We start from the raw sequence: 24,972 nt of genomic DNA, 5'->3' as shown, positions 1-24,972 counted from the left end.
CCCTGGAGGCACTCTCCTTGACCTCCCCCCCACCAGCCCGGCATATCGACCCCGCTGCTAATCTGCAAGGGGCTCGTTGTCATGCCATTCGAACCGGTTATTGGATTTGAAGTTCACACGGAACTCAAGACCCACACGAAAGTCTGGTGCGGCTGCTCCACCGAATTCGGCCAACCGCCGAACACCCAGGTCTGTCCCGTGTGCCTCGGCATGCCCGGCTCGCTCCCCGTTCTGAATCGCGAAGCCTTCGAAATTTCCCTCCGCGTTGCTCTGGCGCTTGGCTGCGAGATCCCCGATCGCACGTATTTTGATCGGAAAAACTACTACTACCCCGATCTCCCGAAGAACTACCAGGTCAGCCAGCAGTACGCCCCGCTCGGCCGCGACGGCGTCATCGCCTTCGAAATGCCCGATGGCGAAATGAAAGAAGTCGGCATCGACAACATTCACCTCGAAGAAGACGCCGGCAAGAACATCCACCCCGAAGGCCGCGCGCACGTCGACTACTCACTCGTCGACCTGAACCGCGCCGGCACGCCACTGCTCGAGATCGTCACGAAGCCCGACCTGCGTTCGAAAGAAGAAGCCGACGCCTTCATGCGCTCCATGAAGACGCTGCTCGAGTATCTCGACGCGTCCGACTGCAAGATGCAGGAAGGCCGCCTGCGTTTTGAACTCAACATTTCGATGCGCGAGAAGGGCAGCGATGTCCTTGGCCAAAAAGTTGAAATTAAAAACCTCAACTCGATCAGTGTCGTCCTGAAATGCATCGACGCCGAAATCGAACGCCAGACCGAGCTCCTCGAAGAAGGCGGCCGCGTCATTCCCGAAACGCGCCTGTGGGACGAGGTCGCGATGGAAACGCGCGCGATGCGCAGCAAAGAGACCGCCCACGACTATCGCTACTTCCCCGAGCCCGATCTCGTCGACATCGACATCGACGACAAATGGCGCGACGAAGTTCGCGAGAAAATCCCTGAACTTCCGCACGCACGAAAGGCACGCTTCGTCCAGCAGTACGAACTCCCCGACTACGACGCCGGCGTCCTGACCGCCGACCGCAGCCTCGCCGAATACTACGAAGAAGCCGTCGGCGCGCACAACAATCCGAAAGCCATTTCCAACTGGGTCATGACCGAGGTCATTCGTCGTCTGAACGAAATGGGCGAAGACGCACGCGCCACCGACTTTCCGATCAAAGCCGGTTCGCTCGCCGATCTGATCCGCATGATCGATGACAACACCATCACCGGCAAGATCGCCAAGCAAGTCTTCCCGCTGATGCTCGAAACCGGAAAGGCCCCCGCGGTCATCGTCGAAGAAAAAGGCCTCAAGCCCCTCGACGACACCAGCCTCGAACCGCTCGTTCGCCAAGTCATCGAAGAAAATACGAAAATGGCGGACGACGTGCGCGGCGGAAAACTGAAAGCCATCAAAGGCCTCATGGGCCAGGTCATGCGCGCCTCCCGCGGCAAAGCCGACCCCCAGAAGGTCCAGGAACTCCTCCACAAAGAACTCGGCGTCGAACCCGAAGACTGATCGCGGGAAAAGGAATCGCACACCGTTTCCCCCTCGTGCTCGTGGGCGTTATCGATCTCGTACTCGAAGACTAAGAGACCGATTACGAGTACGAGCTCCGCTGAGCACGAGCACGGCACATCGCGGGGACCACCGGCTTCCAACCGGCAATCCAGAAGGGGCAACGCCCCGCCCCATATCAGCCCAGGGCGCAAGCCCTGGGGTTCATCGCCCCCTCACAAAGCGCTGAAGGCGCGACCCAAACCCCTCCCCCGCCCCCCCAGGGCGTTCTGGTTTCGTCAAGATCGAGGCGCGCAAGGCGGATGGAGAGGGAGCGTACTTCAGTACGTGACCGAACCAGCCGACCGCCGCGCAACGAAGAGATTGGCGTAACCAGGACGCCCTGGCTGGGTCGCCTTCATATTGACCTACGCCCCCTCCTGTGCGATATGTTCTCCAAATACATTTCACGAATCCTCCGAAAGGAGGGCTTCTACCATGGGTATATGGCACTACACCCCGTGGACAGTACGTGTTGGGCTGCTCGCAGTACTTCTCATGCTGCTCGGAGCAACCGCATGGAGCGCCGAGTGGAACGCCGGGCCGGAACGCGTCGAAGGCGACGGCAAATGGATGCGCCCCAGCGACGCCACCTATCTCGAATGGTGTTTCACCAATCTCGAGCGAGAGGCCTTCGATGCCGGCGTCAAGGTCACTCTTGAGCTCGATGTCACCAACCAGCGCGGCGGTGGCTCCGGCTACAGCACGGCCGTCCGGGTGTACGTCATCAATCCGGATGGCGGCGACGAGGAGTTCAACCCCGTCTGGCTGCAGAACACGCTTCCCGGTGTGACGACAGTCAGCATGGCTCCTCCCCCGGCGATCATTGCAAACACCACCCCCGCCAACACCTACGGCTACGGCTATCGCACATCGGCCGAAATCACGACTTCCGGAAACCTCGTCAGCCAGGACGGGGAGTTGAAAGTCCGTGTCGAACGCGACGAAGGGTTCGATGTCGATGACGGGAATGGACTATGGCAGCCGCATGTCGGATACTACTTCGACCACGAGGCCGTTCACGTCGAACCAGCCGATGGACCGTTGCAGTATCGTCCCCCGATCGCCAACGCCGGCGCGGACATCGTCATCGAAGTCCCCACCGCGGGTAGCACAACGAACGTCACGCTCGACGGTTCCGAATCCGAAGATCCCGATGGAGGCACCCTGACCTACTCGTGGTACATCCCGGGAGAAGGCACGCTCACCGGCGTCAGCCCCACATTCACGAACCTCAGCGTGGGAACCTATCAGGCGGAACTCACAGTCACCGACGATGAATTCGAAAACGACGACGACACGGTTCGCATTGAAGTTCTCCTGCATGCGCCGACGGCAACCATCGACAACATCCTCTTCGGCCTGAATCCGATCACCAAGATCCACCAAAGTTGCGACGATGAGATCGATCTCCGCGGCACGGGAGCCGATACCACGTACACGATTTCCTCCTACCAATGGCGCTCCAGCCGAGATGGAATCCTGGGCACAACGGAAGATGTCGATATCGATCCCCGAACGCTCAGAACCGGCAAACACAAAATCTACTTCAAGGTCGTCAACGACCAGGGCGTCGAATCCGCCGAAGCAATGACGGAGCTCTACGTGGCTGAAGATCCCGACTTCCGGAGTCTCTTTTCAACGAACGAACTGGTCGGAACCTTCAAGGGCCGCACGCAACTCAACTTCCGCGTCAAGGCCGACGCTCTCGATCTCGACAACGTTCGCGTCAGCATGTACGTGAATCCCGCCCAAAGCATCCCCGCCCCCACGAACGTCTCGCTGGGCGACATTCACAACAAGATGATGAAGGAACACCTCTTCAAATACTCCTTCTTCAAAGAGTGGGACGTGACCATGTGCACGACGCCCAGACCAAAGCCCGGTCCCAGTTCCTACCCCGAATTCCGGAATGGTGCCGAATTGCACGAAGTCCGGTTCGAGGTCACCGGCACGGATGAAGCCGGTTGGGATTTTGCCTATATGGTACCGGGCGATTACCCGGCGGGAGAATCCTACGAGTTGTGGCTGGAAATCCCCGGCCCGCGCAAGACGCCGTCTTACATGGTGGCCTACAGCCACTGGCTTGCCTACATAACGACACCACCAATCGCTGAATTGGCCGCATCGCGTGCTCATCTCCAAAGCTCCTGGATTAGCCACGCTATTATCGCCCACGATCCATTCTGGGAGGACAATGATTTCCAGACAGCCGTTTCCGTCGCATGGCCCGATGAGCCGCCTCAGATCGCCGGCCCGAGCGCCGCACCCGAAACGGCTGCCCTCTATGAACTCAACGCGCACAGCGATCTCGCCGTGCTCGCCGGAAACGCCTACTACGAAGCCGGCTCGAAAATGATGGGCGCCATCGAAGGTATGGACCCCATCGCCACGCATTCGCAGGGAACCGAAGCACTCCGCTTCTCCGCCTGGTATCGCGACGAGTTGCTCGTCATCGGCGATGCCTTTGAAGCCGCCCACCCGCTGTTTGCCTCGACGCCCGAAGCCGAAGTCCAATCGCACATCGACGACCTGCTGCTGAACGGATTTCCGACAGAGATCAACCAGGCGATGCTCGATCACGGCATGACACAAACCGAGATCGATGACATCGCGACAAGCCAGGTCGCATCCGACATTGTGACCTCCGCCAGTCTCGACCTCGCCGCCTATCCTCGCGAGACAGCGGAAGACTTCCCGGAAGAGATCCACGGCGCGCTTCCCGACGGCTACATGTACATCGCGCTGACCAACCCGCGCAAAGACGGATGGGCCCGCGGAACCATCGACATCGACGCGGAAATCTGGGACAAGGAACCTGACAAAGAATGGAGTATGGTTCCCACGATTCTCGCCATCACCATCGATGGCAACCCGGTCGGAGCCGACTTCCCGGTTCCGTGGGATACGACCCTCGAAACTGAAGGCTCGCACACTGTGGCGGTCGGTATCCAATATGCCGATACGGCGCTTGGGCTCGTCTCCGATTCGATCGACGTAATGGTCGACAATACATCGCCGACCCTGACCATCGTCTCACCCACAGCCACGGACTATGACGCGGGGATCGATATTCCCGTAACGGCAACTGTCGCCGATAATCTGGACACGAACGCGGCCGTCGTTTGCATCCTGCTCGACGGCCAACGCACCGAGCCTCCCCTCGCTCCCCCCCCCGGCGCACACACCGTCGAGGTCATCGCCGCCGATCGGGCCGGGAACATGACGACCGAGTCCGTTTCTTTCAACGTCCTTGCCACCGGAGTCACAGAGTGGAGGCAGTTCCGCTGACTCAGGCCGCCTCAAATCAACTCTCCCTTGCCCCACTTCTCCCCCCCTGCTACGCCCAAGATGGCGCTGGTCCCGGGGGGGAACAGTGCGTCGCCCAGACCACGTAAAGCGAAACAATATGCCTGATACCGCTTCCGTATTCTCTCCAGACGCCCTCTGGGAGAGCCTCGATCTCGCCGCCGCATGGTCCGGCGACTGGTTCCGATTCCGCCACGAGGAGCAGGAGAAATTCCTGCATCGACTCGTCAAGGAGTCGCCGTTCGACCTGAACCTCAAACAGGCCGGCACATCCATCGAAGGCCGCCAACTCGTCTCGATGCGTTTTGGTCGCGGGGAACGCCGGGTCATGATCTGGGCGCGCCAGCACGGCGACGAGCCGGACTGCACCGCCGCTCTCTGCCTCTTCCTCTACAACCTGATCACGCGCCACGAAGAGCCGCTCTTCAAGCTGCTGCTCGACAAGATCTCTTTCTGTATCTTCCCGATGGTGAACCCCGACGGGGTCTACCGCTTCACGCGCCAAAACGCACAGGGCATCGATTTGAATCGCGACGCCGTTGCGCAAACCACCCCCGAATCCAAGGCCCTCATCGCGTTGAAGGACGACTTCCAGCCGGAGTACGCCTTTAACCTGCACGACATGAGCGCCCGCAAGTCGACGGGCAATAAGGACCTCGTCGCGTTGGCCTTCCAGGCCGGCCCATTCGAACCCGGCGACACCGACAACGAAGTGCGCCTGAAGGGCAAACACATCATTGGCCTGATGGCGGAAGCCGCACGCACGCGCGCTCCGAGAAACCTGGCGCGCTACACCGCCGACTACATGCACACCGCGTTCGGCGATTCGATGATGCGCTGGGGAGTGTCGACGATCCTGGTCGAGTCCGGCGGCTGGTTCCCCGAAAAGGGCGGCGATGAGTTTGTCATTCGCCTCTTCGCGATGTCGCTGATCCGCGGACTGCACGCGATCGCAAACGGCGAAGACGCAAAACCAAGCGGCAAGGAATACGACCGCCTTCCGTTCGACAGTGGCAAAGCCTTCGCCGATGAAATCTACGAAGGCGCCCGCGTGTTCGAAGGCGGCGCGCTCAACATGTTCGACGGCGACATCGCCGTGAATCTGGAGCGCCGCACGCGCCGCGTTGAAGATTCGAAACTCAGCATCGGGGCCTTCGAAGGCGTCGGCGATCTCCAGGATCGTCTCGCGAAGTCACGTCGCCAGATCAATGGCAAGGTTGTTCTGCCGGGCATCGTTGGACTCGCGCCGGCGTTGAACTTCGGCACCGAAATTCCCAAGCCCGAAGCCGTCATGCCGTACCTGCGCGCCGGCGTCACGACGCTGGCCGCCGCATTCGGCCCATTCGCGGACGATCGCGATTGCGATGCCTTCGCTGCAACATTGGCAAACACGCCGCCGCCCATTCACATGCTTCCGCTGGAGCGCGTCCAGAGCCTCGAAGAGATCATCCGCCGCCATGGCATGACCGATCTCTCCGGCATGGTTGTTTCCGGCCTCACGATCACGCCCCAACAACTCATCGACTTCACGCACGTCTACCACCCCGCGCATCACTCCGCCGTGCCCGAGGACGAAGCCGATCGCCTCATTGGTCTGAACATCATCTTCCAGGGCGCCGCGTCGAATCGCCAGACGCGATTCCATCTGAATTTCCACTCGCTAAACGAAGAAGAAGCGAAAAAAACGCGCCCCGTGGATCCTTTGATGCTGAAACGCATCGCCGACGAGTTCCTTCGCCACCCGAACCAGCTCTTCTTCAGCACCGACATCCTCGAACCCGACTGGCACGGCCAGCCGCTTGTTCTCAGCCGCGCAGGCAGCCGACGTGACTACGCGCCGCCACCGAATTTCCTGGCGCACGCCATCGATCGCGCCCACGCGGAAGATGAAGGCGCCATCAGCACGCTCATCAGTCTGCTGACCTATCAGAGCGCAAAGTCCTGGCGCATGAAGAGCGTCGGCCTGATCCGGGTTGGCTACCGCGCGGACTTCGTTGTCTTGCCCGAATCGATTCTCGATCCAACAACGATCGAGGGCATACAACCCGAGATCGTCGTTCTCAATGGCCAGGTCGTCATCGATCGCGAACGCAACCTCGAACGCCCTGGCGTCGGTTTGTGGAACCTGGCCTCCGACTAGAAAGTACCGACTATGTTTCTCGCCATCGACGTTGGGAATACGCACACAACACTCGGCCTGATGGACGACACGAAAGTCCTGCGCGAATGGCGCATCACAACTTCGCGACATCAGACCGCGGATGAACTGCAGATCACGCTGCGCTTCCTCGGCGGAATCGACCAGGTTCCCGCCGAAGAATGGCGCGGCGCCGCACTTTGCTCCGTCGTGCCGTCCATCAACACGATCTTCGCGCGTAGCGTCAAAGAAGTCATCGGCATCGATTGCGTGGTTCTCAGCAACAAGATGGACCTCGGCTTGAAGAACGAATACGAACATCCCGAAGAAGTCGGCATGGATCGACTCGCCAACGCCGTCGCAGGCATCGACCTGCATGGTCCAGGCCTCGCCATCGTTGATTTCGGAACCGCCACAACGATCGACGTCATCTCGCGCGAAGGCAATTACCTCGGCGGCGTCATTATGCCGGGACTCGAAGCGACCGCCGATGCGCTGCACATTCGCACATCGAAACTTCCGCGCGTTCGCATCGAACGTCCACGCGGAGCCGTCGGCCGCACCACCGTGCAGTCGATGCTGGCCGGATTGTTCTTTGGATCCATCGATGGCGTGGAAGGCTGCGTGCGTCGAATCGAAAGCGAACTGGGCTACGAACTGAAACTGATCGCGACGGGCGGACTGGCAAACGTGCTCGGCCCGGACATGACACGCCTCGCCGCCGTCGAGCCGAATCTCACGCTCCTCGGCATCGAGAAACTCTGGCGTCGAAACTGGAAGTAGCTGCCCCTACTCGCCTTCCCACCGATAGCCAACGCCGTGAACCGTACGAATGATCTGCGGATTCTTCGCATCCTTCTCGATGCGTTTGCGCAGTTGCGAAATCGTCTGATCCAGCGTGCGACTGTTTGGAATTGTATCAACGCCCCACACGTCACTGAAAATCGTCCAGCGATCCAACGCCTTTCCTGCATTGCGGTGGAACAGCGCCAACAACCGCACTTCCCTCAACGACAAGTCGATCGCCGCCTCTCCTTCCCGCACAGCTCGTAGTTCCGCCGGGTGGACTTCCAAGTCGCCCATGCGGAACGGCGCCAGTTCAAGGTGATTCGTCGACTCCGCATTTCGCGATTGATTCGCGAGAGCCCTCCGCGTCACCGCACGAATTCGCGCAACAACCTCGCGCACGCCGAAGGGCTTCGTAATGTAATCGTCGCAACCGCGATCGAAACCAACAACCTTATCGATCTCTTCCGTCTTCGCACTGATGAAGATGATGGGTACATCCGGATCATCTCCGCGAATCGCTTCACAAACGGAGTAGCCGCTCTTGTGCGGCATCATCACATCGAGACAAACGAAGTCTGGCCGTTCCTTCGTCCACACCTCGATGGCCTCCTGCCCATCCCGCGCATGCAACGGAGTGAACCCCTCGCGCGTCAGAATCTCCGCCAGCCCTTCGCGAATGTACGTGTCGTCTTCGGCAATCAGAACTTTCATCGCTCCGCGTTTCCTCCTTGTTCGCTGATCGGAAGACGGAGAATGAAGCAAGCGCCCGCCTCGCTTCGTGGTTCCAGTTGCAACTCGCCTCCCATTTCGCGCGCTAACGTTCTTGCCAGCGACAACCCCAACCCCGCGCCCGAAGCGCGCGCCGTCAGTCGATTGTCCAATCGATGAAATGGAGCGAAAACACGCTCGCGTTCACTCCCCGGAATGCCCGGCCCGGAATCGCATACGCGACAAACGGCAAACGCATTCTCTCTGTCAACATGCACAAGGACGCGCCCGCCTTCCGATGCATACTTTTCCACATTGCTCAGAAGGTTGCCGACAATCTGCTCCAGCCCATCCGGGTCGAACAACGTCTCGACATCCGCTGCGAGTTCGCATTCAAACGTCGCCTCTACACCAGCCGCTTCAAGTGCAGGACGGAACTGCTCGACGACTTCGTGCACCTTTGCGGCCACGTCTCCCCCACGAACATGCAACTTCAAACGCCCCTGGCGTTCGCGGCTGAACGTCAGCACATTGTCGATCAAACGACTCAAACGCCGACTCTCCGAAACGATCACGCCCAGTCGCTTCCGATCATCCTCGGCATCTTCGTCCAGCGATTCATCCAGCAACTCCGCGTACAATCGAATGTTGGTCAGCGGGGTTTTCAGTTCATGCGAGACCTGGCTCACGAATCGAACGCGTTGCGACGCCTCGCGCAAGTCGCGACGCACCTCCGTTGCTAACCAGACACCAATCCCACCCAGAAAGATCGCCAGCACGATCAAAACGCCAAACACAATCATCGGAGTACTTCCAGCGAGTGGCCCCGATGCCGCCGCCGGCACAAACAGCTCGAGCCGCCACCCATTCAACGGCGCCCCAAGAGTCACGCCCGCGTCAGGCAACGTACCGTCGCCAGGCAAGAACTGCCCCCACTGGTAGATCAAGGCCCCATCGTCATCGACAAGCCGAAAGCAATCCTCCGCCGCTCGTTCCGGTGCACCCGTCGTTGGCAGATCCGCCAGCAACCGCGCCAGCCATGCCGTGCGGTTCACCTCCGCACCAACCAAAGAACCCTCTTCCGTTCGCCTCCAACGCACCAGCTTCTTGCCCGTCCGCGTCTGCAATGTCGTCCACTGCGACGCACCACCTGCATCGTCGGACTCGTTTGCCATCATCGCGGCCGGCATGGTCTCCCACGCCCAATCGAGATAGTCCCGCGCTGCGTCGTCCATTTCGAAAAACACATTCGGGAATACCATTCGGCCGTTCGTCGCATACTCGAATCGCTGCAACAGCAGCGGATGCCCCAATTCCGTCCCTGCTTTCTTCGAACTCCACAGCGCATCATCAACAGTGCCCGTTTCCCGCTCGACCGCATCACGAATGCGCGACGCCGCATCGATTACACGCGAGCTCAGCAACTCCTGGAAGCGCGCCTGGACGGCCATTCGTTCGGCCTGCACCAGGCGCACTCCCAGAAGTCCGAGCACGATCAACGGCCCGACGATCACAACAACAAGCAGTATGGCTAAGCGCGCTCTCATGAATGATCGTCCAAGGTCTCCTTACTGCTTAACGCGCCAGATATCGCCTTGCGAGCGAGTCTTCATTTCCTTGCGGGATGCGCCCCATTCTTCGTCCTGATCGATTTGCTGCATGTCTTGCTGATTGTAGTTCAACAACTCCTCCGTCAACCCCTGCTGGCTCGGCATCTGCGCGGCATTCTGCTGAATAAAGTCGATGTTCTGCTGAATCGCCGCGCGCGCTTCCGCAATCAATCCCTGGTCGCGCAGTCGAACGGCTTCCAGACTTCTCTCAGAGGCAAGCAACTCAACGACCGCGCCCATTGCGTCTTCGTCGAGCGCCTTCGCAACATCCTCTTCGGTCGCCGCGAACTTGATCGAGGCCTTTGCGCTCGCGTTCTGCCGCGTCACCGTCGCCATATCGCGCCAGTTGGCACTGCCCGCCGCAACCGGCAACACCGCGCCAACCGCGGTATCGGGGAGTTCCACCTCAACGACGAATGAATCTTCCCAATTCTGATAAAGCGCCGCGACGCCGAAATGCACCTCGCCATCAACGACACTGCCGCGGTCGCCCAGCACACGGATCGGCCGCACACCGTCCGGGAACGAAACTGTGACATCCACATCTTGCGCGATCACATTGGTGATCGTGCGCAACTCGCGATCGAAGAACTTCGCCAGGTCTTGCGGCTCCTGCGCAAACGCTGGCGAACCGTCGCCCTTTGCGGCGAGCAAATTCATTAGGTCCTCGTTGTAATCCAGACCCAACCCAATTGTCGAAACCGTGATGCCTTCCATCGCCAGGCTTTCACCCAATTGCCCCAGCTCCTGCGGCGTCGACGGACCTTGATTTGCCAAACCGTCGGACAACAACAACACACGATTCACGCGGTCGTCCGACAAGTGACTGCGCACCATCGCTGCGCCATGACTGACTCCGGCAAACAGCGCCGTATTGCCTCCGCTTCGAATTCCATTGATGGCTGCTTTCGCCGCACCGGGATTTCTCAGCGGCTGCGCCGGTACAACAACTTCCACCGTGTCCGAATACGACACGATCGCAACGATATCCTCTGGCCCGAGCCGATCGACGAACATCTTCGCCGCCTGGCGCGCCTGCTGAATCTTCTCGCCCGACATCGAACCAGACCGATCCAGCACAATCGCCACATTCACCGGCGCGCGTTCGACCTCCAGCGCCTTCGATTCGCCGCGCAGTCCAACCTTCAAGTACGCGATCTGCGGACTCTGGCAGGATCGCAAGACAGGGTTCGCCGGGCTGATCGTAAACTCGATCTTCGCCGGCTCGTTTGCAGGAGCTCTGTCAGCCGCCGTCGCCAGCGAGCACAACAGCAGCGCCATGATGCACAACATCGGATTCAGGAAACTGCGCCTTGGAGTCATCTTTCGGGTCCTCCGTCTGAGAATGAAGCGCGGCGCCGCGGAATCAAGCAAGACCGATCCGCCACCGCGCACACTCATTCGACAACACCCCGCCGACAATGTGGTCAGCCGAACGTAGAAAGATTGTAAAAAGATTGTCAAATCGCCGAGCCGAGGCCCGCAGCGGATTCGCATTGAGTCATCGGTACAACTGATCCAAATTCCCGAAAGAAGAGGGGAATGCCGGAAACGCTAGATAACAGCGTCGGCCGTCCTTGGTTTGAATTCGAGACCAAGTCTTTCCTTCAAGTACTGTCTCAGGCAGATGACTTCGATCTTGTGGGCTTTTGTCGGATTGTCCAGGAAGAACTTGGTATAGTCTGTCTCTTTTGAGGGTGATGCTATTTGCATTTTGCGCTCTTCGCCATTGATGTCACTCACTATTTCATCATGCTTGATTCCTGTCTCCCAACAGACAATTGTGTGGATATTGGCGAATGAATGATTCAAGCCCTTGGATAGCGTCCTTTTGAATTCAACATAGAAGAGCTTCGCGCTGGCAATGGGCGTGTTGTTGTCCCCCTTCGCTATGACATCGATCCCCTCATGTGTATCGTAGTCAACCACGCAGAACGGGAAGAGGTCTGGTTCTGCCTGTGAGAGCAGTAGGAATATGGAGAAGACGCCGCTTTCTCGTTCAGGTTCAATCAGATGGATACCACCATGCATAGCAACATTGGCGCGGTTTATCTTCTTGATCCTCCATTCGAAATTCTTGGCTTCTTTTTCCGTGGTCTGGTAAGCTGCCGCTTCATCTTCCAGCCACTCCATTGAAAGCCACTCATCGCTCTTGATGATGTTCTCGTAGATCTTCCGCACTTCTTCTCTCAGATCATTCAAGACTTCCGATGGGGTATTGTCTACGGAGCCCCTGTTGGCGGTTAGTCGCAGTGCTTGGCAGTTGACGAAGGCGTGGAGCTTTGTATACTCGGAGCCCTTGGAGATAATCCACTCATTCTTTTGTTGAATCGGCATGAAGTCCTTGCATATCCAGACCCCATATCTGTCTTGAATGGTGTAGGCTCCTTCTGGAGCGGCATACCCCTGTCGCCTGACCATGGGATTATAGGCGTACTTGACATTACGCCCTTCGATACAGAAGACAGCCTGGAAGGGTATTTCGGGGTGATTCCGAAGGAATCCTGTCTTGACAATCTTCTTCGCATAAAAATTCGGAGCTCTTGTCAGGTGCTCCTCGAAGAGTTTGTTTATGTTCTTGCTGTCCGGGGGAAAGGGGTGTCCCTGCAAGATTTCCTCGTAACTCTCTTGATCCAATCCTTTGAGCTCAAGCTTAACTGGAGCCCGATTCTCCGCAAATTGGTCTTCGACAGAACCGTGCTTGGAAAACCAGAGTATGTGGTCTTTTAGGATGGGCTGTATAAACCTGTCTCGGCGATTGTTGTTGTAGCCGTAGATTGTAATCTTGGTTCCCTTTTGGATTCCCTTTTCGGGTGTTACACTGACCTGTGGAATCTTTCTATCAAAGAGTTTCCTGAACGGCTCCTCCATTCTTGCATGAAGACCCTCCTCACCATTCATGGATGTTTCAACTTCTATTCTCCTGCTGTTGAAGTACACCTTGGTCCCATGCCCCTTCTCACCGATGCTAGCATTATCGCTTCTTCTGCTGGAGTTGCCCAGGTCAAAGAAACTCTTCAGAGTATCTTTGTTCATCCCGGAGCCGTCATCGAGCAGAGCTATTCTGAGAATAGACTCTCCATACTCGTTTACCACATCGAACGCGATCTTGATGCAGGAAGCGCCCGCATCATACGAATTGCTTATGGCCTCTCTGACCAAGTCCAGAGGGTTGGAGAAATCATTGGCGATTTCTATGAACTCTTGAGTTTCATCAACCTGGGGGGTGATCGTAAATGGCGTCATCATTGTGGATTCTCCGTTTTGAGACCGCGATGGATACTAACAAACCACAGTGGAATCAACCAAATCCCGAGTGTTTGGTGTTATTTGCAACAAGCTGGTGTTCGTCGCAATGGATTTCTCAAGTGTTCTCAAAAACCACTGGCCCGCAGTGTGATCTCGGAACGGGGCTTGCTTCGCCAGGGAAACAGGGGGCAGGATTTGCGGTGCATCTATTTCACTTGGGCCGCTATGAACCATGTCCGAATCCCGCGACGACACCCGGCTGATGGACAGCGGCGATGACGATTCCCAGCGCGTCTCCGGCGGTGCCCGCGTGGTCCTCGAGAATCTCGTCGGCCGCACGCTGGACGAGCGCTACATCGTCGATGAACTTATTGGCCAGGGCGCGATGGGCGCCGTCTTTCGCGCGCGCCAGACACGTCTCCGCCGCACCGTCGCCCTCAAGGTCCCCAAGCCCGAGCTCTGCACCATGCCGGAGTTCGTCGGCCGCTTCGAGCGCGAAGCCCTCTCCATGGCGCGCCTCGTCCACCAAAACATCGTCCAGGTCTTTGACGTCTGCGTTTCCGACGATCCCGACGAGCCCACCTTCATCGTCATGGAATACGTCGAGGGTGTGGAGCTTGAGAAGTTCATCCGCTCGCAGGAACGCGATCTGACCGTGGCCGCGCTGCTCGAAATCTTCCGCCAGATTGCCCAGGGCCTCGACGTCGCCCACGAACGTGGCATCGTCCATCGCGACATCAAGCCCAGCAACATCGTCATCACCATGCCGCAGCGCGTGCCGAAGATCATGGATTTCGGCGTCGCCAAGCTCGCCCTCGAGGACGCCTTTGAAACCACCGAGAGCAAGGCCATCGGCACGCCCGCCTACATGGCGCCGGAGCAGGTTCAAGGCAAAGACGTCACCCCCGCGGCGGACCTATATGCTTTCGCCGTCATGATCTACCGGCTCCTGACGCGTGCGCTCCCCTACGACGCCACGACGTCATCTGCGCTGCTCTTCGCTCACGTTTCAGAAAAGGCGATCGATCCCTCCGCTCGGAACCCCGGCCTGCCGCGCGCCTTCGACACGGTAATGCAGAAAGCCCTAGCCAAGGACCCGGCCGATCGTCACGAGGATGCCCTCGCTCTCATCCAGGCCGTCGAGCGCGCCCTCGAACCAACCCAGGGCCGCCAGCTCGCCGACCTCCTGGCGCATGCTTCCATCTGCGCCGATCTCGAAGTCACTCAGACCGACGAAACCGCCATTCCCAGCCCCGCCGAGCTCCCTCCGCCCTGGTTCCGTCGCCCCCTGGCCCTGATTGCCGGCGGTGCAGCGGGCCTTCTCATCCTCGCTCTCGGACTCGCCCGGCTCTCAGGCGACGAAAAGCCTGCCCCCCAGTCAACGGATGGACCCGCAGTCGTTGCCTCTGCAGAACCAACCCCAGTTCCCGAGCCCACGGCAATCCCGCCAAAGCCTGCCCCAGAGGCCACACCAACCTCGCGGCCAGAGCCCACCCCGGCCGCCACGCCCCGGCCCACAGCGACACCTCGGCCAGCCAGGAAGACACCCGCGCCCACGCCAGCCCTAACCATGGCCCCAACGGCCGACGAGCCCGACATCTGGGATCCAGAGCTCTTCCCGCCGGACATCGACTACTTCGCCCATCGCAAGAACCAGGAAGCAATCGACGCTATGTTCGCCGCACAGATCGGGGATCCCATGTCCGAGGGCCACTTCGACGCCGCCGACAACGCCCTGGCCCGCCTGGATGGCGAAACTGCCGCGCAGATCCTCCGCGAAGTCAAATCCGTCTATCCCGACTACGCCGAACTCTTCGCGAAATTCCGCGCCGCGCCGGATTCCGTCTATTGGGAGGAACGCGCCGCCATTCGTCTCGACGTCAACATCTACGGCCGTCCCAAGACCATTCGCGATCGCTCTTACCGGCGCTCAATCCTCAAGACCGAGGAACCCCTTGCCGCCCGCGTGGTTCTCACCGAAGATGGTTGGAAGCTCACCAGCCTGACTGGTGAAGTCCCAAAAGCCAATCGATAACCACCTGGAGGAATCTCCCCGATGGCTTCTCGTTTCACACCGTTTGCTCGCCGCACGATTCAATTGATTGCAGCCGCGGTTCTCGCGATTTCGCTCACCGGCTGCATTGGGATTTACGATAACTCCGAACTCTTCCGCCCCGCGCCGCACCAGGGCATGGACGAATTGGCGATGCTCCAATCCTACGGCACGCCGACTTTCACAACATTCGTCGAAGACCAGAAGATTTACACCTACAAGGTCCGGGAGAATATGTACATCATTCTCCTCGGCATCTACGATGGTTACGACCTTGTGGTCGTCTGTGAGGATGGGCGCGTTCGTGAGATTACAAAAGTCGATCCGCCAAAACGCTTCTCTCTGATTTCTCCCGTGCCGTGGTCGGACACGGAGTAACCACTAGCTACTGAGAATTGAAGTGATCTTCGCGCCGATCATGTCGATCGCGATCTCGTTGTGGCCGCCCTCCGGGATGATCACATCCGCGTAGCGCTTGCTTGGCTCCACAAACTCCAGGTGCATCGGCCGAACCGTCGCAAGGTACTGTTCAATGACGGATTCCAGCGTACGGCCGCGCTCCTGGACGTCACGTTTCATACGGCGGATAAACCGCACGTCCGCATCGCAATCGACGAACAACTTAATATCCATTCGATCGCGCAGACGTTCATCCACCAGTACGAGAATACCTTCCACAACAATAATGCGCGCCGGCTCGACACTCGTCGTCTCTTCCTTTGGCCGGTGCATTCTGTAATCATAAATCGGCTGCGCAACCGGACGCCATTCGCGCAGATCGTCCACATGTTTCGCCAACAACTCATTATCGAGCGAATCCGGATGGTCGAAGTTAATCTTCTCGCGTTCAGCCAGAGGCAAGTTGGCATAGTCTCTGTAGTAATTGTCCTGACTCAGAATGGCCACATTCGGCGCCGGTGTCCGTTCCAGAATTCGCCGCGCCACGGTCGTTTTTCCCGACCCCGAACCTCCGGCAATTCCAATCACAACAGTAGGCTTCGTCATGACGCGTCCTTTCCTTCCAAGGGCTTCAGCTATTCGCCATCAACGTCGAAGAACAATGAGTCTTCCAAGTTCGGAATGCGCTCGACCGCCGGTCCGTCCTGCAGCGAGCAGATCGCATCAAAATACACTTTGCCGACCAACTCCGCCTTCTTCGGGTCGGGCGGGAAAACCATTACGGCCGGCGCTGCCAATGCCGCATTCTGCGGCACCGGGACCACTTCTACAAAACGGCGCCAACCCAGGCTTAGTTTTCCGGTCATCTTCTGTTGCGAACCGAGCTGCCGACTGATCATCTGTCCGTTTGAATCGAAGAAGAGCGTCGCCAGCATCGCATCGTGTGTTGTCGTTCCATCCACCCAGAGCCATGTCGAGAACGCCAGTAGTTGCCCCGGCTGAACCGGCATCGGCTGCGTGAAAATCGTGTGGTATGCTTCCTTCTGTGTTGCCTTCTCTTCCAGATCGACAACCAGCGCCGGCCTGCCGGATGGGCCAACCACGCTATCGCTCACCTTGCGGAAATAGCCTGCGCCAGCCTCACCGTAATTCGCCGGTAACTGCTCCGCGCCTGCTGGACCCCAATCATAAACGGCGCGCGGAAATACGACAAATGGAGCTCCGGCCTCTTCCAGCGAAGGCACGGCCGGCTGTCCGTTTTCATTCCACTCAAGCCCCGCCCAATTCCAATAATTGTACGGCGAGTATCCCAGCCGCGGCGTGAAACCATACACATTGATCAAGTGATTCCCCGGTGGCAGAGTGATTCCCGTCGGCACAGAAATGACGGATTCCTCCTCCGCAACCGGCACGCGCCACATTCCCATGTGCTTTCCATCGCACGCGACCTCGAGCCAAAGCTCGCCGCTCGAGCATTGCGACGAGTTCTTCCTCGCGGACTCTTCATACTTCTTCGAACGCTGCACCGGGCGCAGCACCAACTGCCGCTCTTCGTCCGGATCGACCCACAGCACATAGCTGTACTGCCCATCGAAGGGCCGACGCACCGTAGGGATGCCACCCTTCGCCTTCCTCTCGCTGATGCGCTCGTCTTCCACATAGATGACCGAATCGGTCGCCGGAATCTCAACATCTTCATCATAAACCGGCGCCGCGATCAGTCTCGCTTTGCCCGAAGCCGCAATGGTGGTTTGGAGCACGCCTCTGCTCGTCAGAATCAAGTTGCCGGCATCGTCGAATTCTGTTTCCGCTCCCTCAACTCGGACCGACAAGTCTTCTGGAGTCTCTCCGCCTTGCGCATTTGTGATCCTCCAGGTGCCCGCCTCAGCCACTAGCAGCGGCGCATCCTTGTCCCCAACCTCAAACTCCGCCGCGGTATGTGGCAACAACGCCCGGTCGCCATAAGTCCATTTGTAAAGGCGCGCATCGCCAAACTTGTAGGTCGCTGAATGCCCGCGATAAGGGGTCGGCACCGCCTTCTCCATGAAATTCCAAAGCGCCGGCGTCGGCACCTCACGCCATGCCGAAATCACCCAGGCCGTCTTCTCCCCATACAACTGATAGAGCAAGTAGCTCTTTGCCAGTCTCGATGCCTGGGAAAGCGCGTGCGTTTCGCGAATCGCACCCAGATCGATTGGCGGATCCATCAGCGGGAAGTAGTACTCCGCCTGCGCAACGTCGTGATAGAGTGGAATATAGATATTGTCCGACGGCGAACGCTGCTCCGCTAGTTGTTCGCTCAGTGAACGGAAATTTGATCGGTCCGTGAAATACCATTTCCCCAGATACGGCAGCCAGATCAGACACACCACCGCCAAGGCAGCATAAGAAACAGCGACGGTTCGTTTCTGTTCTTTCCCCCCGAGCACCTCCCCCACCGCAAAACAGAAGAAGCCCACTGCTCCAAGGAACAAAGGTGAATGGAATGTAAAATACCGAAGTCGGAAGAGAATCGGAGCGTCGATATTCAAAACAACGAGATAAGAAATCACCGGCGTCAGAAGCATCAGCCCGGCAACCGGCAGATAGGGAATCGTCTTCCGACAACGAACGATCATCCAGACCATTCCGCCGACCGCCATTGCAAAGACAACATACGCAAGGAAATGCGCCATATTTCCGGGATGAAAATGCGTCACGCCGAAGGATGTATAGGCGTCGCGGAAGAAGCGGAAACTGAACTCTACCTGGCGAAGACCAGACCCGAGGTCGATAATCGATGTCAGCTTCGCATACGAGGCAACAAACGCTTTGGCCAACTTCGGACCCAAAACGAATGGAATCAGAAATAACACAATCAAGCCGGGTCGCTGTAGCCAATCCTTAGGGTTGATCGAATACATCTCCCGGCGAATCTTACCGTAGATCAGGCTCCCAAGCAAACAACCACCCAACGCAACAACGGTCATCAAGGCCCCAAAGGGGTGATTGAAGAATGAGATGCCGCCGACGATCACAATTCCGAGAAGCGACCCCAACGGCGCCCCGCGGAAGAACGCAATATACAACATCAACTGCGTCGCCGCGAAGAACGACATCGGCCCGTAGTAATTTCCATCCTGGCTGTAGAAAATCAAATAAGGATTCAGCGCGGCCAGAACTCCCCAGATCAAACCATTGCGTCGGCCGGCAAACCACGTCCCGGCGATCCCCATCGCGCCGGCCGCAAATCCTCCCAACAGCGCGCCCCACAATCGCAACCCAAACGGAGAGTCCGAAAGGTGATTGAGAATCCAACCCACCGCGCCCAAGTGAACCCGATGCGCGCGACTGACGGATTCGAACGTTCCGTGCAGCGCATCGTAGTACACCATGATCTCGTCGATCCAGAGATCCGAATTCCCCAGCTTGATCAGCCGCAGCAGCAGCGCGATCGCCAGCGGCACAACGATGATGACCCAGTTCTGCCGAAGCTCGCTAGCCAGCGTCTTCCACATGCGCCATTCCGCAACCAGCCCCACCGGCTCGCCACGGCCGCTGCGCCGACTTCTGCGCGACCGCTTTTCACTATCGGTCGTTTGTGTGGGAGAAGGAGGAGGCGATGCGGCCTGCTCCGGCGTGGTCGAGCGCTGCTTCCTCTTGCGGGCCATGAGGCGGGAACTCCGGGCAATGAATTGCCGAATCCTGGAGCCCGCCCCCGACCCACCGCAAGGACCTTTGCTACTTGGATTTCGCCTGTAACTGCGCGACCTGCAGCTCCACCCGCTTGATCTCGCGCAACATCGCGTTCCTGTTCAGTTCCATCCAGTACCAGATCTTCATGCCCAGAATCATCATCAGCGCAAAGAAGATCCCCACCGTCCATCGCACCGTCGCGACTGCATCGTCGGCCTTCAGGAACTGCAAGAGGCAGTAAATCCCAAAGATCATGACGACGATTCCCCACACCGTGCCCAAGTACACCAGAAAGCGATTCCTGCCGCGATACGTGTCTGCCATCAGCTCGAAGATCGACGGCTCATCCTTCAGGAGATCCCTGATCTGTGCGTCTTCGGCCTTCAGTGCCTTCGCGATCTTCTCATCGAGGTTTTCCATGATCCGTCTCCTTTTCGTGGCCTCTGCAATTAGGTCGTCCCGCGCCCCAATCGGTTCACCGCCTTTCGCAACTCTTCCCGCGCATGAAACAGGCGCGACTTCACCGTCCCCGCCGGAATTCCCAGCACTTCGCCGATCTGCGCCATGCTGAGCCCATCCACATAATGCAGCCGCAGAATCGCCCGCCGCTCCGCTGGCAACGCCGCCAACCCCTCGGCCAACAGGGCATCCTCGTCCGGCGCATCAAACGGCTCGGGAGCCTTCTCAACCGCGGGCCCCTCCTCCTCGAGGCGCTCCTGCGCCCGGCGGTTTCGCTGTCGGCGTCGAATCTCATCGGCGCACTTGTTCGAGACGATTCGGAAGATCCAGGAAGGGAATCTCGCCGGATCGTCCAGACGCCGCAGCCCTCGCACCGCCGCCACCCACGCCTCCTGAACAGCATCCTGGGCGGCGTCCTGCTCGCCCTTCAGCAGCGTCACGGCGTGGCCCAACAGCCGCCCCTGCCACAGCTCCACCAGCTCGCGAAAGGCGTCTCGCGACCCGCCCTGCGCCCGCAGGACCAGCAGTTCGCTGTAGATGTGTTCTCTTTTTCGGGCCATTTCACTATTCCGTCGTTCCAACCGCCCGCCGGTTCACAAGAAAGCCCGCACAGCCCCCGACCCCGCCAGGTACCCCGTCGCCCAGGCCCACTGGAAATTGAATCCACCCAGCCGCCCATCCACGTCCAGCATCTCGCCGCACAAATGAAGCCCTGGCACGACCCGCGATTCCATCGTCCGCATGTCCACCTCCCGCAGGTCCACTCCCCCGGCCGTCGTCTCCGCGAACGCCCAACCTCGCTGCCCGCGGACATCTAACTCCAGCCGTGTCAGTCTTTTGGCAAGCGTCTTCCGCCTTTCCCGAGTCAACTCGCCGAGCGTCCCATCCACGCCATCCGCAAGCGCCCGGGCCATTCGCTCCGGTACCAGTTCGCCCAGCACGGCCGCCGGTGATCGCTTCGGATGCGCCGCCGCCTGGTCGACCAGCCATGCATCCGCCTTCTCCGGCCCTTCGAACGCCGACAGCCCCATCGTCACACGCAGCCCCTCCGCGCCCTCGGCCCGGGCGCGCTCCCAGTGGCGCGACAAGTCCAACGCAGCCGGTCCGCTGATCCCGAAATGAGTGAACAGCATCGCGCCCGCGCACTCCTCCAGACCTCGGCCGTTGCTACTCTCCAGCCTTAGCCGAACATCTGTGGCCAGGCCGCTCAGATCCGCGAACCACCGGCCTAACTCTCCCCCGCCGCCAAGCACCAGCGGCACCAGCGCCGGCACCGGCTCCACAATCGTATGCCCGAGCCGCCGCGCCGCCCCCAGCCCCCAGCCGTCGCTCCCCGACTTCGGCAGCGAAAGCCCGCCCGTTGCCAGAATCACTCGCCGCGCCCGAATTGGATCGCCTCCACGACATTCGATTCGAAACCCCTCGTCATCCCGCCGCAGCTTCGTAACTCGCACGCCGGGCATCAGCTTCGTGCCCCCGCGCGTGGCCCCCCGCATCAGCGCATCCAGAACCGTCCGCGCCTGGTCCGTCGCCGGGAAGTACTTCCCCGTCGGCTCCAGCTTCAAGTCCACGCCCAGTTCGCGCATCCACTCGATCGTCCGGTCCTGGTCGAATGCCCGCAAAGCCTTTCGAATCAATGGTCGAGGCCCACCCCAGTAGTCGTCCGGGGTGACGCGCTCGTTCGTCACATTGCAACGGCCACCGCCGCTGACCAAGATCTTCGCCCCCGGCCGCCTGGCCCCGTCCAGCACCGCCAGCGACAGCCCGGCCTCGCGGGCCGGCGGCCCACCAAACACCGCCGCCGCCAGCCCCGCTGCGCCGGCTCCGATGATCGCAATGTCGACGTTCATCGCCTCGCCTTAGCGCGAAATGTCCGCGAAGTAGCTGTTAGAGTCGATCGACTCGTACTTGTCGCCGACATACCGCCCCAGCTTCCAGACGGTCAGCCGATCGCCGTGCTCGTTCGTCGTGATCAGGATCTGTCCCTCGAGCTTAAGCACCTCGCCGGCGCGCGCCTCGGGCAACACCCGGTACGGCGGCATCGGCGGCTGCTCCTCGCGAAACAGCGCCACCGCCAGGTTCGCCGCCAGCAGAACCGCCACCAGCAGCAACAAGTTGCGTGTATTCAACAGTCTTTCAGACATATCCAGCCTCCTGGGTCGGATTGCTTCTCTTCGAGACAGTTTCGTGCCATCCATCCAAGGCAACTGCGTCACAGGTGCAGGATGTACTCGAAGTGGAAGGGCGTTCTGCTTGTTCCAAGATCGAGGCGCGCAATGAGGCGGCCGACGGGAGCGTACTGAAGTACGTGACCGAGGCAGCCGACCGCAGCGCAACGAAGAGCCTGGGACAATGAGATCGTCCTTCCCGGGCTTGAGGCTTGACCTTCTGCCCGTTGCGAAAAACCCTCAAGCCAATCCTTGCCCGGACGCGCGTCGCCCGGTCGGAAATGACTATGCCTCCAGCTCGCCCCACTGCCTGCCCTTCCTGTGCCTCCGAGAAGTGGCGCCCCGCATTCCGCCTTCGCGGCCTCCAGATCTGGCGCTGCGGCAAATGCCGCCTGCTCGCCTATAACCCGGAAGGCCACAAGGCTGCCTCGCCGGACGAATTCGCCGGCCTCGATCTGGATACTTACTTCGAGGCCATGGCCCCAATCCGCCGCGAATCGTCCCGCCGCCTGCTGGAGCAGATCGAACAGCACATCGCACCCGGCAAGATTCTCGATATTGGCTGCTCCTTCGGCTGGTTCCTGGACGAGGCCCGTCGGCGCGGCTGGGAGACCTTCGGCATCGAGCCCAGCGACATCGCCGTGCGCCAAGCCATCGAGGCCGGCCACGACGTTCTCCACGGAACGTTCCCGGAACAACAGCACGCTGACCAGAAATTCGACGCCGTCATCATGATGGATGTCCTCGAACATCTGCCCCACGGCGTCGAGGTCCTCGCGCAGATCCGCCGGATTCTTCGCCCGGGCGGCTTGCTGATTCTCAAAGTCCCCAATCGCGAAGGAATCATCTATCGCACGGCCCGCGTCGCGCACGTGCTCAGCGCCGGCATGCTCGACCTTCCGAGTTGGCGACTGTGGCAGATGGACTTCCCATACCCACATACATGGTACTTCGATCCGCGCACCTTGCGGCGCACTGTCCGTCGTGCAGGGTTCCAGCCCATCCTCAGCGACGTCGAACCGATCGTGACGCTTGGCTCCATCAAGTCGAGGATGGACTACATCGCAGCAACCGGCAGCGCCCTTTCGCGCGGACTTGTGCCACTCTACCGCGCAGGACTGACAGCCTGCGTGATGGCTGCGAACTTGACAGGCGCCCATGATATTGCCGTCTTGATTTCTCGCCGACCGGAGAAGCGGAGGAAACCATCGTGACGCGAAAGAATGGTAAGTCGTCCCCCTCCCCCACCGATCATAAGATCGCCGTCGTGATCCCCGCCTATCGCGTCGAAAACCACATTTGCGATGTGATCAAGGGCCTGCCGGATTATGTTTCGTATATTGTAGTCGTCGACGATGCGAGCCCGGACGAAACGGCAAAACGCGTTGCAGAATTGAAAGATCCGCGTGTAACCCTCCTGCGCCACCCAAAGAACCGCGGAGTCGGAGGCGCCATGACCACCGGTTATCGAGCCGCGCTGAAGCTTGACGTCGACATCGTTGTCAAGATGGATGGGGACGACCAGATGGACCAGTCCTATCTTCCTCGTCTCATTGAGCCGCTCATTTCAGGTATCGCAGATTATGCCAAGGGCAATCGCTTCCTTGACCTGATGATGCTGCGCCAGATGCCACTCCTCCGCCGTATAGGAAATACCGGACTGACCTTCTTGACAAAAGCCGCTTCCGGCTATTGGGGCGTCTGCGATCCCAATAATGGATATACTGCTATCCGCGCAGAAGCGCTCAGGCTCATTGATTTCTCCCGCATTCATCGACGCTACTTCTTCGAAAGCAGCATGTTGATCCATTTAAATATTCTCCGCGCAGTCGTCTCGGATGTTCCTATTCCCGCCCGGTATGGGGATGAAGCCAGTTCCCTGAGAATACGCCGTGTCCTTTGGGAATTTCCCATTAACCTGTTTCGTGGTTTAATTAATCGCATTTACTGGCGATACTTTATGCTGGAGTTCGCCCCCCAGGGCCTCTTCTTTCTCGCCGGCCTTTTAACATTTCTCTTTGGTGCGATCTTCGGTGCCTGGCGTTGGTACCTCTCGTGGCAGACGGGAATTGTGCAATCTACTGGAACCGTGATGATTTCCGTTCTTCCATTGCTGATGGGATTCGAACTTCTCCTGCAAGCCATTGTCATGGATATGAACGCCGTTCCCCGAGATCCTATTTCTAATAGAAAGTCGCCCGACAAGCAAGCAGAGCACTGAAATGCAACTTCCCGATATCGACCAATTCGGATTCTACGTTCCTTTCGCGATCGGAACGATCTGTCTTCTATTCGGATGGTTGTTGTACAGAGTCATCCTCGTCCTGGCCGGAGGAATCCTGGGCGGAGCAATCGGCGTCGGTGTCGGCCAGTTATTCGCCGAGCTCTTCGATGCCCAGGGAACTTCCGAAATCGTTCTCGTCGCCGGACTCGCCGTGCTCGGCATCATCGTTGGAGTTTTGCTCTTCCAATTCCTGCACGCGCTGGCGTTCTTTCTATCCGGCGCCGCGATCGGCTCGTGGGGGACCATCGAGATCTTCCGCCTTCTTCGCGAGCACCAGGTTGCCTTTGCACAGAACGACCTGATCTTTGCATTCAGCATTCCCGTCGTCGCGCTGGTCCTCGGCCTGCTCGCCGTTCCGCTCAGCAAATACGTCATCGCCTTCGCCTCCGCTGCTGCTGGCACCTTCCTCATCATGGGCGCCCTCGGCTGGCCCTACGGAGGCTGGCTGGCAATTCCCGTCTTCCTCTTCGGCTTGGTCATCCAACTCGCCTTCGGCCGCCCCTGGGAACGCCGCGACGAAGACGAGGATTGAACAAATACCCTGAGACCGCCGG

The 24,972-nt window shown here is 59.2% G+C and carries 19 protein-coding genes; 9 read left to right on the top strand and 10 right to left on the bottom strand.

The annotated features are described in order from the left end of the window. Window positions 1-81 precede the first annotated feature (81 nt). The 4 genes from gatB to KQI84_16020 all read left to right on the top strand — a co-directional run bounded on the left by gatB (window position 82) and on the right by KQI84_16020 (window position 7,807). Window positions 82-1,539 carry an Asp-tRNA(Asn)/Glu-tRNA(Gln) amidotransferase subunit GatB gene (gene gatB / locus KQI84_16035; GenBank protein MCB2156384.1) on the top strand — a complete coding sequence of 486 codons (1,458 nt, stop codon included), beginning with the start codon at window positions 82-84 and terminating at the stop codon, window positions 1,537-1,539. A gap of 477 nt (window positions 1,540-2,016) precedes the next feature. Further along, the gene (locus KQI84_16030) at window positions 2,017-4,869 is read left to right on the top strand and encodes a PKD domain-containing protein (GenBank protein ID MCB2156383.1); all 2,853 of its coding nucleotides are present in this window, start codon (window positions 2,017-2,019) and stop codon (window positions 4,867-4,869) included. 118 nt (window positions 4,870-4,987) lie between these two features. Further along, window positions 4,988-7,027, top strand: a complete 2,040-nt coding sequence (locus tag KQI84_16025; GenBank protein MCB2156382.1) for an amidohydrolase family protein — start codon at window positions 4,988-4,990, stop codon at window positions 7,025-7,027. Window positions 7,028-7,039: 12 nt separating this feature from the next. Then, window positions 7,040-7,807, top strand: a complete 768-nt coding sequence (locus KQI84_16020) for a type III pantothenate kinase (protein MCB2156381.1) — start codon at window positions 7,040-7,042, stop codon at window positions 7,805-7,807. A 6-nt stretch (window positions 7,808-7,813) separates the two neighbouring features. Here the strand turns inward: KQI84_16020 and KQI84_16015 are convergent, their stop codons facing one another. The 4 genes from KQI84_16015 to KQI84_16000 all read right to left on the bottom strand — a co-directional run bounded on the left by KQI84_16015 (window position 7,814) and on the right by KQI84_16000 (window position 13,377). After that, window positions 7,814-8,524, bottom strand: a complete 711-nt coding sequence (locus KQI84_16015) for a response regulator transcription factor (GenBank protein MCB2156380.1) — start codon at window positions 8,522-8,524, stop codon at window positions 7,814-7,816. After that, window positions 8,521-10,068: a HAMP domain-containing histidine kinase gene (locus tag KQI84_16010; protein ID MCB2156379.1), complete on the bottom strand. Its 1,548-nt coding sequence runs from the start codon at window positions 10,066-10,068 to the stop codon at window positions 8,521-8,523. The genes KQI84_16015 and KQI84_16010 overlap by 4 nt, the downstream gene beginning before the upstream one ends. A 21-nt stretch (window positions 10,069-10,089) precedes the next feature. Then, on the bottom strand, window positions 10,090-11,454 hold the full coding sequence (locus KQI84_16005; GenBank protein ID MCB2156378.1) for a VWA domain-containing protein: 1,365 nt from the start codon (window positions 11,452-11,454) through the stop codon (window positions 10,090-10,092). A gap of 231 nt (window positions 11,455-11,685) precedes the next feature. Then, window positions 11,686-13,377 carry an ATP-binding protein gene (locus tag KQI84_16000; protein ID MCB2156377.1) on the bottom strand — a complete coding sequence of 564 codons (1,692 nt, stop codon included), beginning with the start codon at window positions 13,375-13,377 and terminating at the stop codon, window positions 11,686-11,688. 235 nt (window positions 13,378-13,612) lie between these two features. On the opposite strand from KQI84_16000, the gene KQI84_15995 reads away from it, so the two are divergent. Together KQI84_15995 and KQI84_15990 are read left to right on the top strand one after the other, a co-directional pair. Then, entirely contained in the window at window positions 13,613-15,415 is a 1,803-nt protein-coding gene (locus KQI84_15995) for a protein kinase (GenBank protein ID MCB2156376.1), read from the top strand. Between the two features lie 21 nt (window positions 15,416-15,436). Next, a complete protein-coding gene (locus KQI84_15990; protein ID MCB2156375.1) occupies window positions 15,437-15,811 on the top strand; it encodes a hypothetical protein in 375 nt (124 codons plus the stop codon). A 3-nt stretch (window positions 15,812-15,814) separates the two neighbouring features. Here the strand turns inward: KQI84_15990 and udk are convergent, their stop codons facing one another. The 6 genes from udk to KQI84_15960 form a co-directional block, all read right to left on the bottom strand. Further along, window positions 15,815-16,438, bottom strand: coding sequence for a uridine kinase (udk, locus tag KQI84_15985; GenBank protein ID MCB2156374.1), 624 nt, complete (start codon window positions 16,436-16,438; stop codon window positions 15,815-15,817). A 29-nt stretch (window positions 16,439-16,467) separates the two neighbouring features. After that, window positions 16,468-19,482: a hypothetical protein gene (locus tag KQI84_15980; protein MCB2156373.1), complete on the bottom strand. Its 3,015-nt coding sequence runs from the start codon at window positions 19,480-19,482 to the stop codon at window positions 16,468-16,470. 70 nt (window positions 19,483-19,552) lie between these two features. After that, entirely contained in the window at window positions 19,553-19,927 is a 375-nt protein-coding gene (locus KQI84_15975) for a hypothetical protein (GenBank protein ID MCB2156372.1), read from the bottom strand. Window positions 19,928-19,956: 29 nt separating this feature from the next. Next, entirely contained in the window at window positions 19,957-20,526 is a 570-nt protein-coding gene (locus KQI84_15970; GenBank protein ID MCB2156371.1) for an RNA polymerase sigma factor, read from the bottom strand. A gap of 33 nt (window positions 20,527-20,559) precedes the next feature. Then, complete coding sequence (locus tag KQI84_15965) at window positions 20,560-21,816, bottom strand: aminoacetone oxidase family FAD-binding enzyme (protein MCB2156370.1); 1,257 nt, start codon at window positions 21,814-21,816, stop codon at window positions 20,560-20,562. A 9-nt stretch (window positions 21,817-21,825) separates the two neighbouring features. Next, window positions 21,826-22,110 (bottom strand): hypothetical protein, encoded by a 285-nt coding sequence (locus KQI84_15960; GenBank protein ID MCB2156369.1) that lies wholly within the window; start codon window positions 22,108-22,110, stop codon window positions 21,826-21,828. 311 nt (window positions 22,111-22,421) lie between these two features. Here KQI84_15960 and KQI84_15955 point away from each other — a divergent pair, with 311 nt between their 5' ends. Genes KQI84_15955 through KQI84_15945 form a run of 3 tightly spaced genes read left to right on the top strand, consistent with a single transcriptional unit; the run spans window position 22,422 to window position 24,950 of the window. Then, a complete protein-coding gene (locus KQI84_15955) occupies window positions 22,422-23,348 on the top strand; it encodes a class I SAM-dependent methyltransferase (protein MCB2156368.1) in 927 nt (308 codons plus the stop codon). Further along, a complete protein-coding gene (locus KQI84_15950; protein MCB2156367.1) occupies window positions 23,345-24,355 on the top strand; it encodes a glycosyltransferase family 2 protein in 1,011 nt (336 codons plus the stop codon). The genes KQI84_15955 and KQI84_15950 overlap by 4 nt, the downstream gene beginning before the upstream one ends. A gap of 1 nt (window position 24,356) precedes the next feature. Next, window positions 24,357-24,950: a hypothetical protein gene (locus KQI84_15945; protein MCB2156366.1), complete on the top strand. Its 594-nt coding sequence runs from the start codon at window positions 24,357-24,359 to the stop codon at window positions 24,948-24,950. Window positions 24,951-24,972 lie beyond the last annotated feature (22 nt).

The organism is bacterium (assembly GCA_020444065.1).
Classification (GTDB): Bacteria; Sumerlaeota; Sumerlaeia; order SLMS01; family JAHLLQ01; genus JAHLLQ01.
Note: the sequence above shows the minus strand (reverse complement) of the source record. Positions and strands in the feature narration are given on the sequence as shown.

Coding starts and splice junctions, on each gene's coding strand:
- gatB (MCB2156384.1), top strand. CDS start 82: ATGCCATTCGAACCGGTTATTGGATTTGAAGTTCACACGGAACTCAAG.
- KQI84_16030 (MCB2156383.1), top strand. CDS start 2,017: ATGGGTATATGGCACTACACCCCGTGGACAGTACGTGTTGGGCTGCTC.
- KQI84_16025 (MCB2156382.1), top strand. CDS start 4,988: ATGCCTGATACCGCTTCCGTATTCTCTCCAGACGCCCTCTGGGAGAGC.
- KQI84_16020 (MCB2156381.1), top strand. CDS start 7,040: ATGTTTCTCGCCATCGACGTTGGGAATACGCACACAACACTCGGCCTG.
- KQI84_16015 (MCB2156380.1), bottom strand. CDS start 8,524: ATGAAAGTTCTGATTGCCGAAGACGACACGTACATTCGCGAAGGGCTG.
- KQI84_16010 (MCB2156379.1), bottom strand. CDS start 10,068: ATGAGAGCGCGCTTAGCCATACTGCTTGTTGTTGTGATCGTCGGGCCG.
- KQI84_16005 (MCB2156378.1), bottom strand. CDS start 11,454: ATGACTCCAAGGCGCAGTTTCCTGAATCCGATGTTGTGCATCATGGCG.
- KQI84_16000 (MCB2156377.1), bottom strand. CDS start 13,377: ATGACGCCATTTACGATCACCCCCCAGGTTGATGAAACTCAAGAGTTC.
- KQI84_15995 (MCB2156376.1), top strand. CDS start 13,613: ATGTCCGAATCCCGCGACGACACCCGGCTGATGGACAGCGGCGATGAC.
- KQI84_15990 (MCB2156375.1), top strand. CDS start 15,437: ATGGCTTCTCGTTTCACACCGTTTGCTCGCCGCACGATTCAATTGATT.
- udk (MCB2156374.1), bottom strand. CDS start 16,438: ATGACGAAGCCTACTGTTGTGATTGGAATTGCCGGAGGTTCGGGGTCG.
- KQI84_15980 (MCB2156373.1), bottom strand. CDS start 19,482: ATGGCCCGCAAGAGGAAGCAGCGCTCGACCACGCCGGAGCAGGCCGCA.
- KQI84_15975 (MCB2156372.1), bottom strand. CDS start 19,927: ATGGAAAACCTCGATGAGAAGATCGCGAAGGCACTGAAGGCCGAAGAC.
- KQI84_15970 (MCB2156371.1), bottom strand. CDS start 20,526: ATGGCCCGAAAAAGAGAACACATCTACAGCGAACTGCTGGTCCTGCGG.
- KQI84_15965 (MCB2156370.1), bottom strand. CDS start 21,816: ATGAACGTCGACATTGCGATCATCGGAGCCGGCGCAGCGGGGCTGGCG.
- KQI84_15960 (MCB2156369.1), bottom strand. CDS start 22,110: ATGTCTGAAAGACTGTTGAATACACGCAACTTGTTGCTGCTGGTGGCG.
- KQI84_15955 (MCB2156368.1), top strand. CDS start 22,422: ATGCCTCCAGCTCGCCCCACTGCCTGCCCTTCCTGTGCCTCCGAGAAG.
- KQI84_15945 (MCB2156366.1), top strand. CDS start 24,357: ATGCAACTTCCCGATATCGACCAATTCGGATTCTACGTTCCTTTCGCG.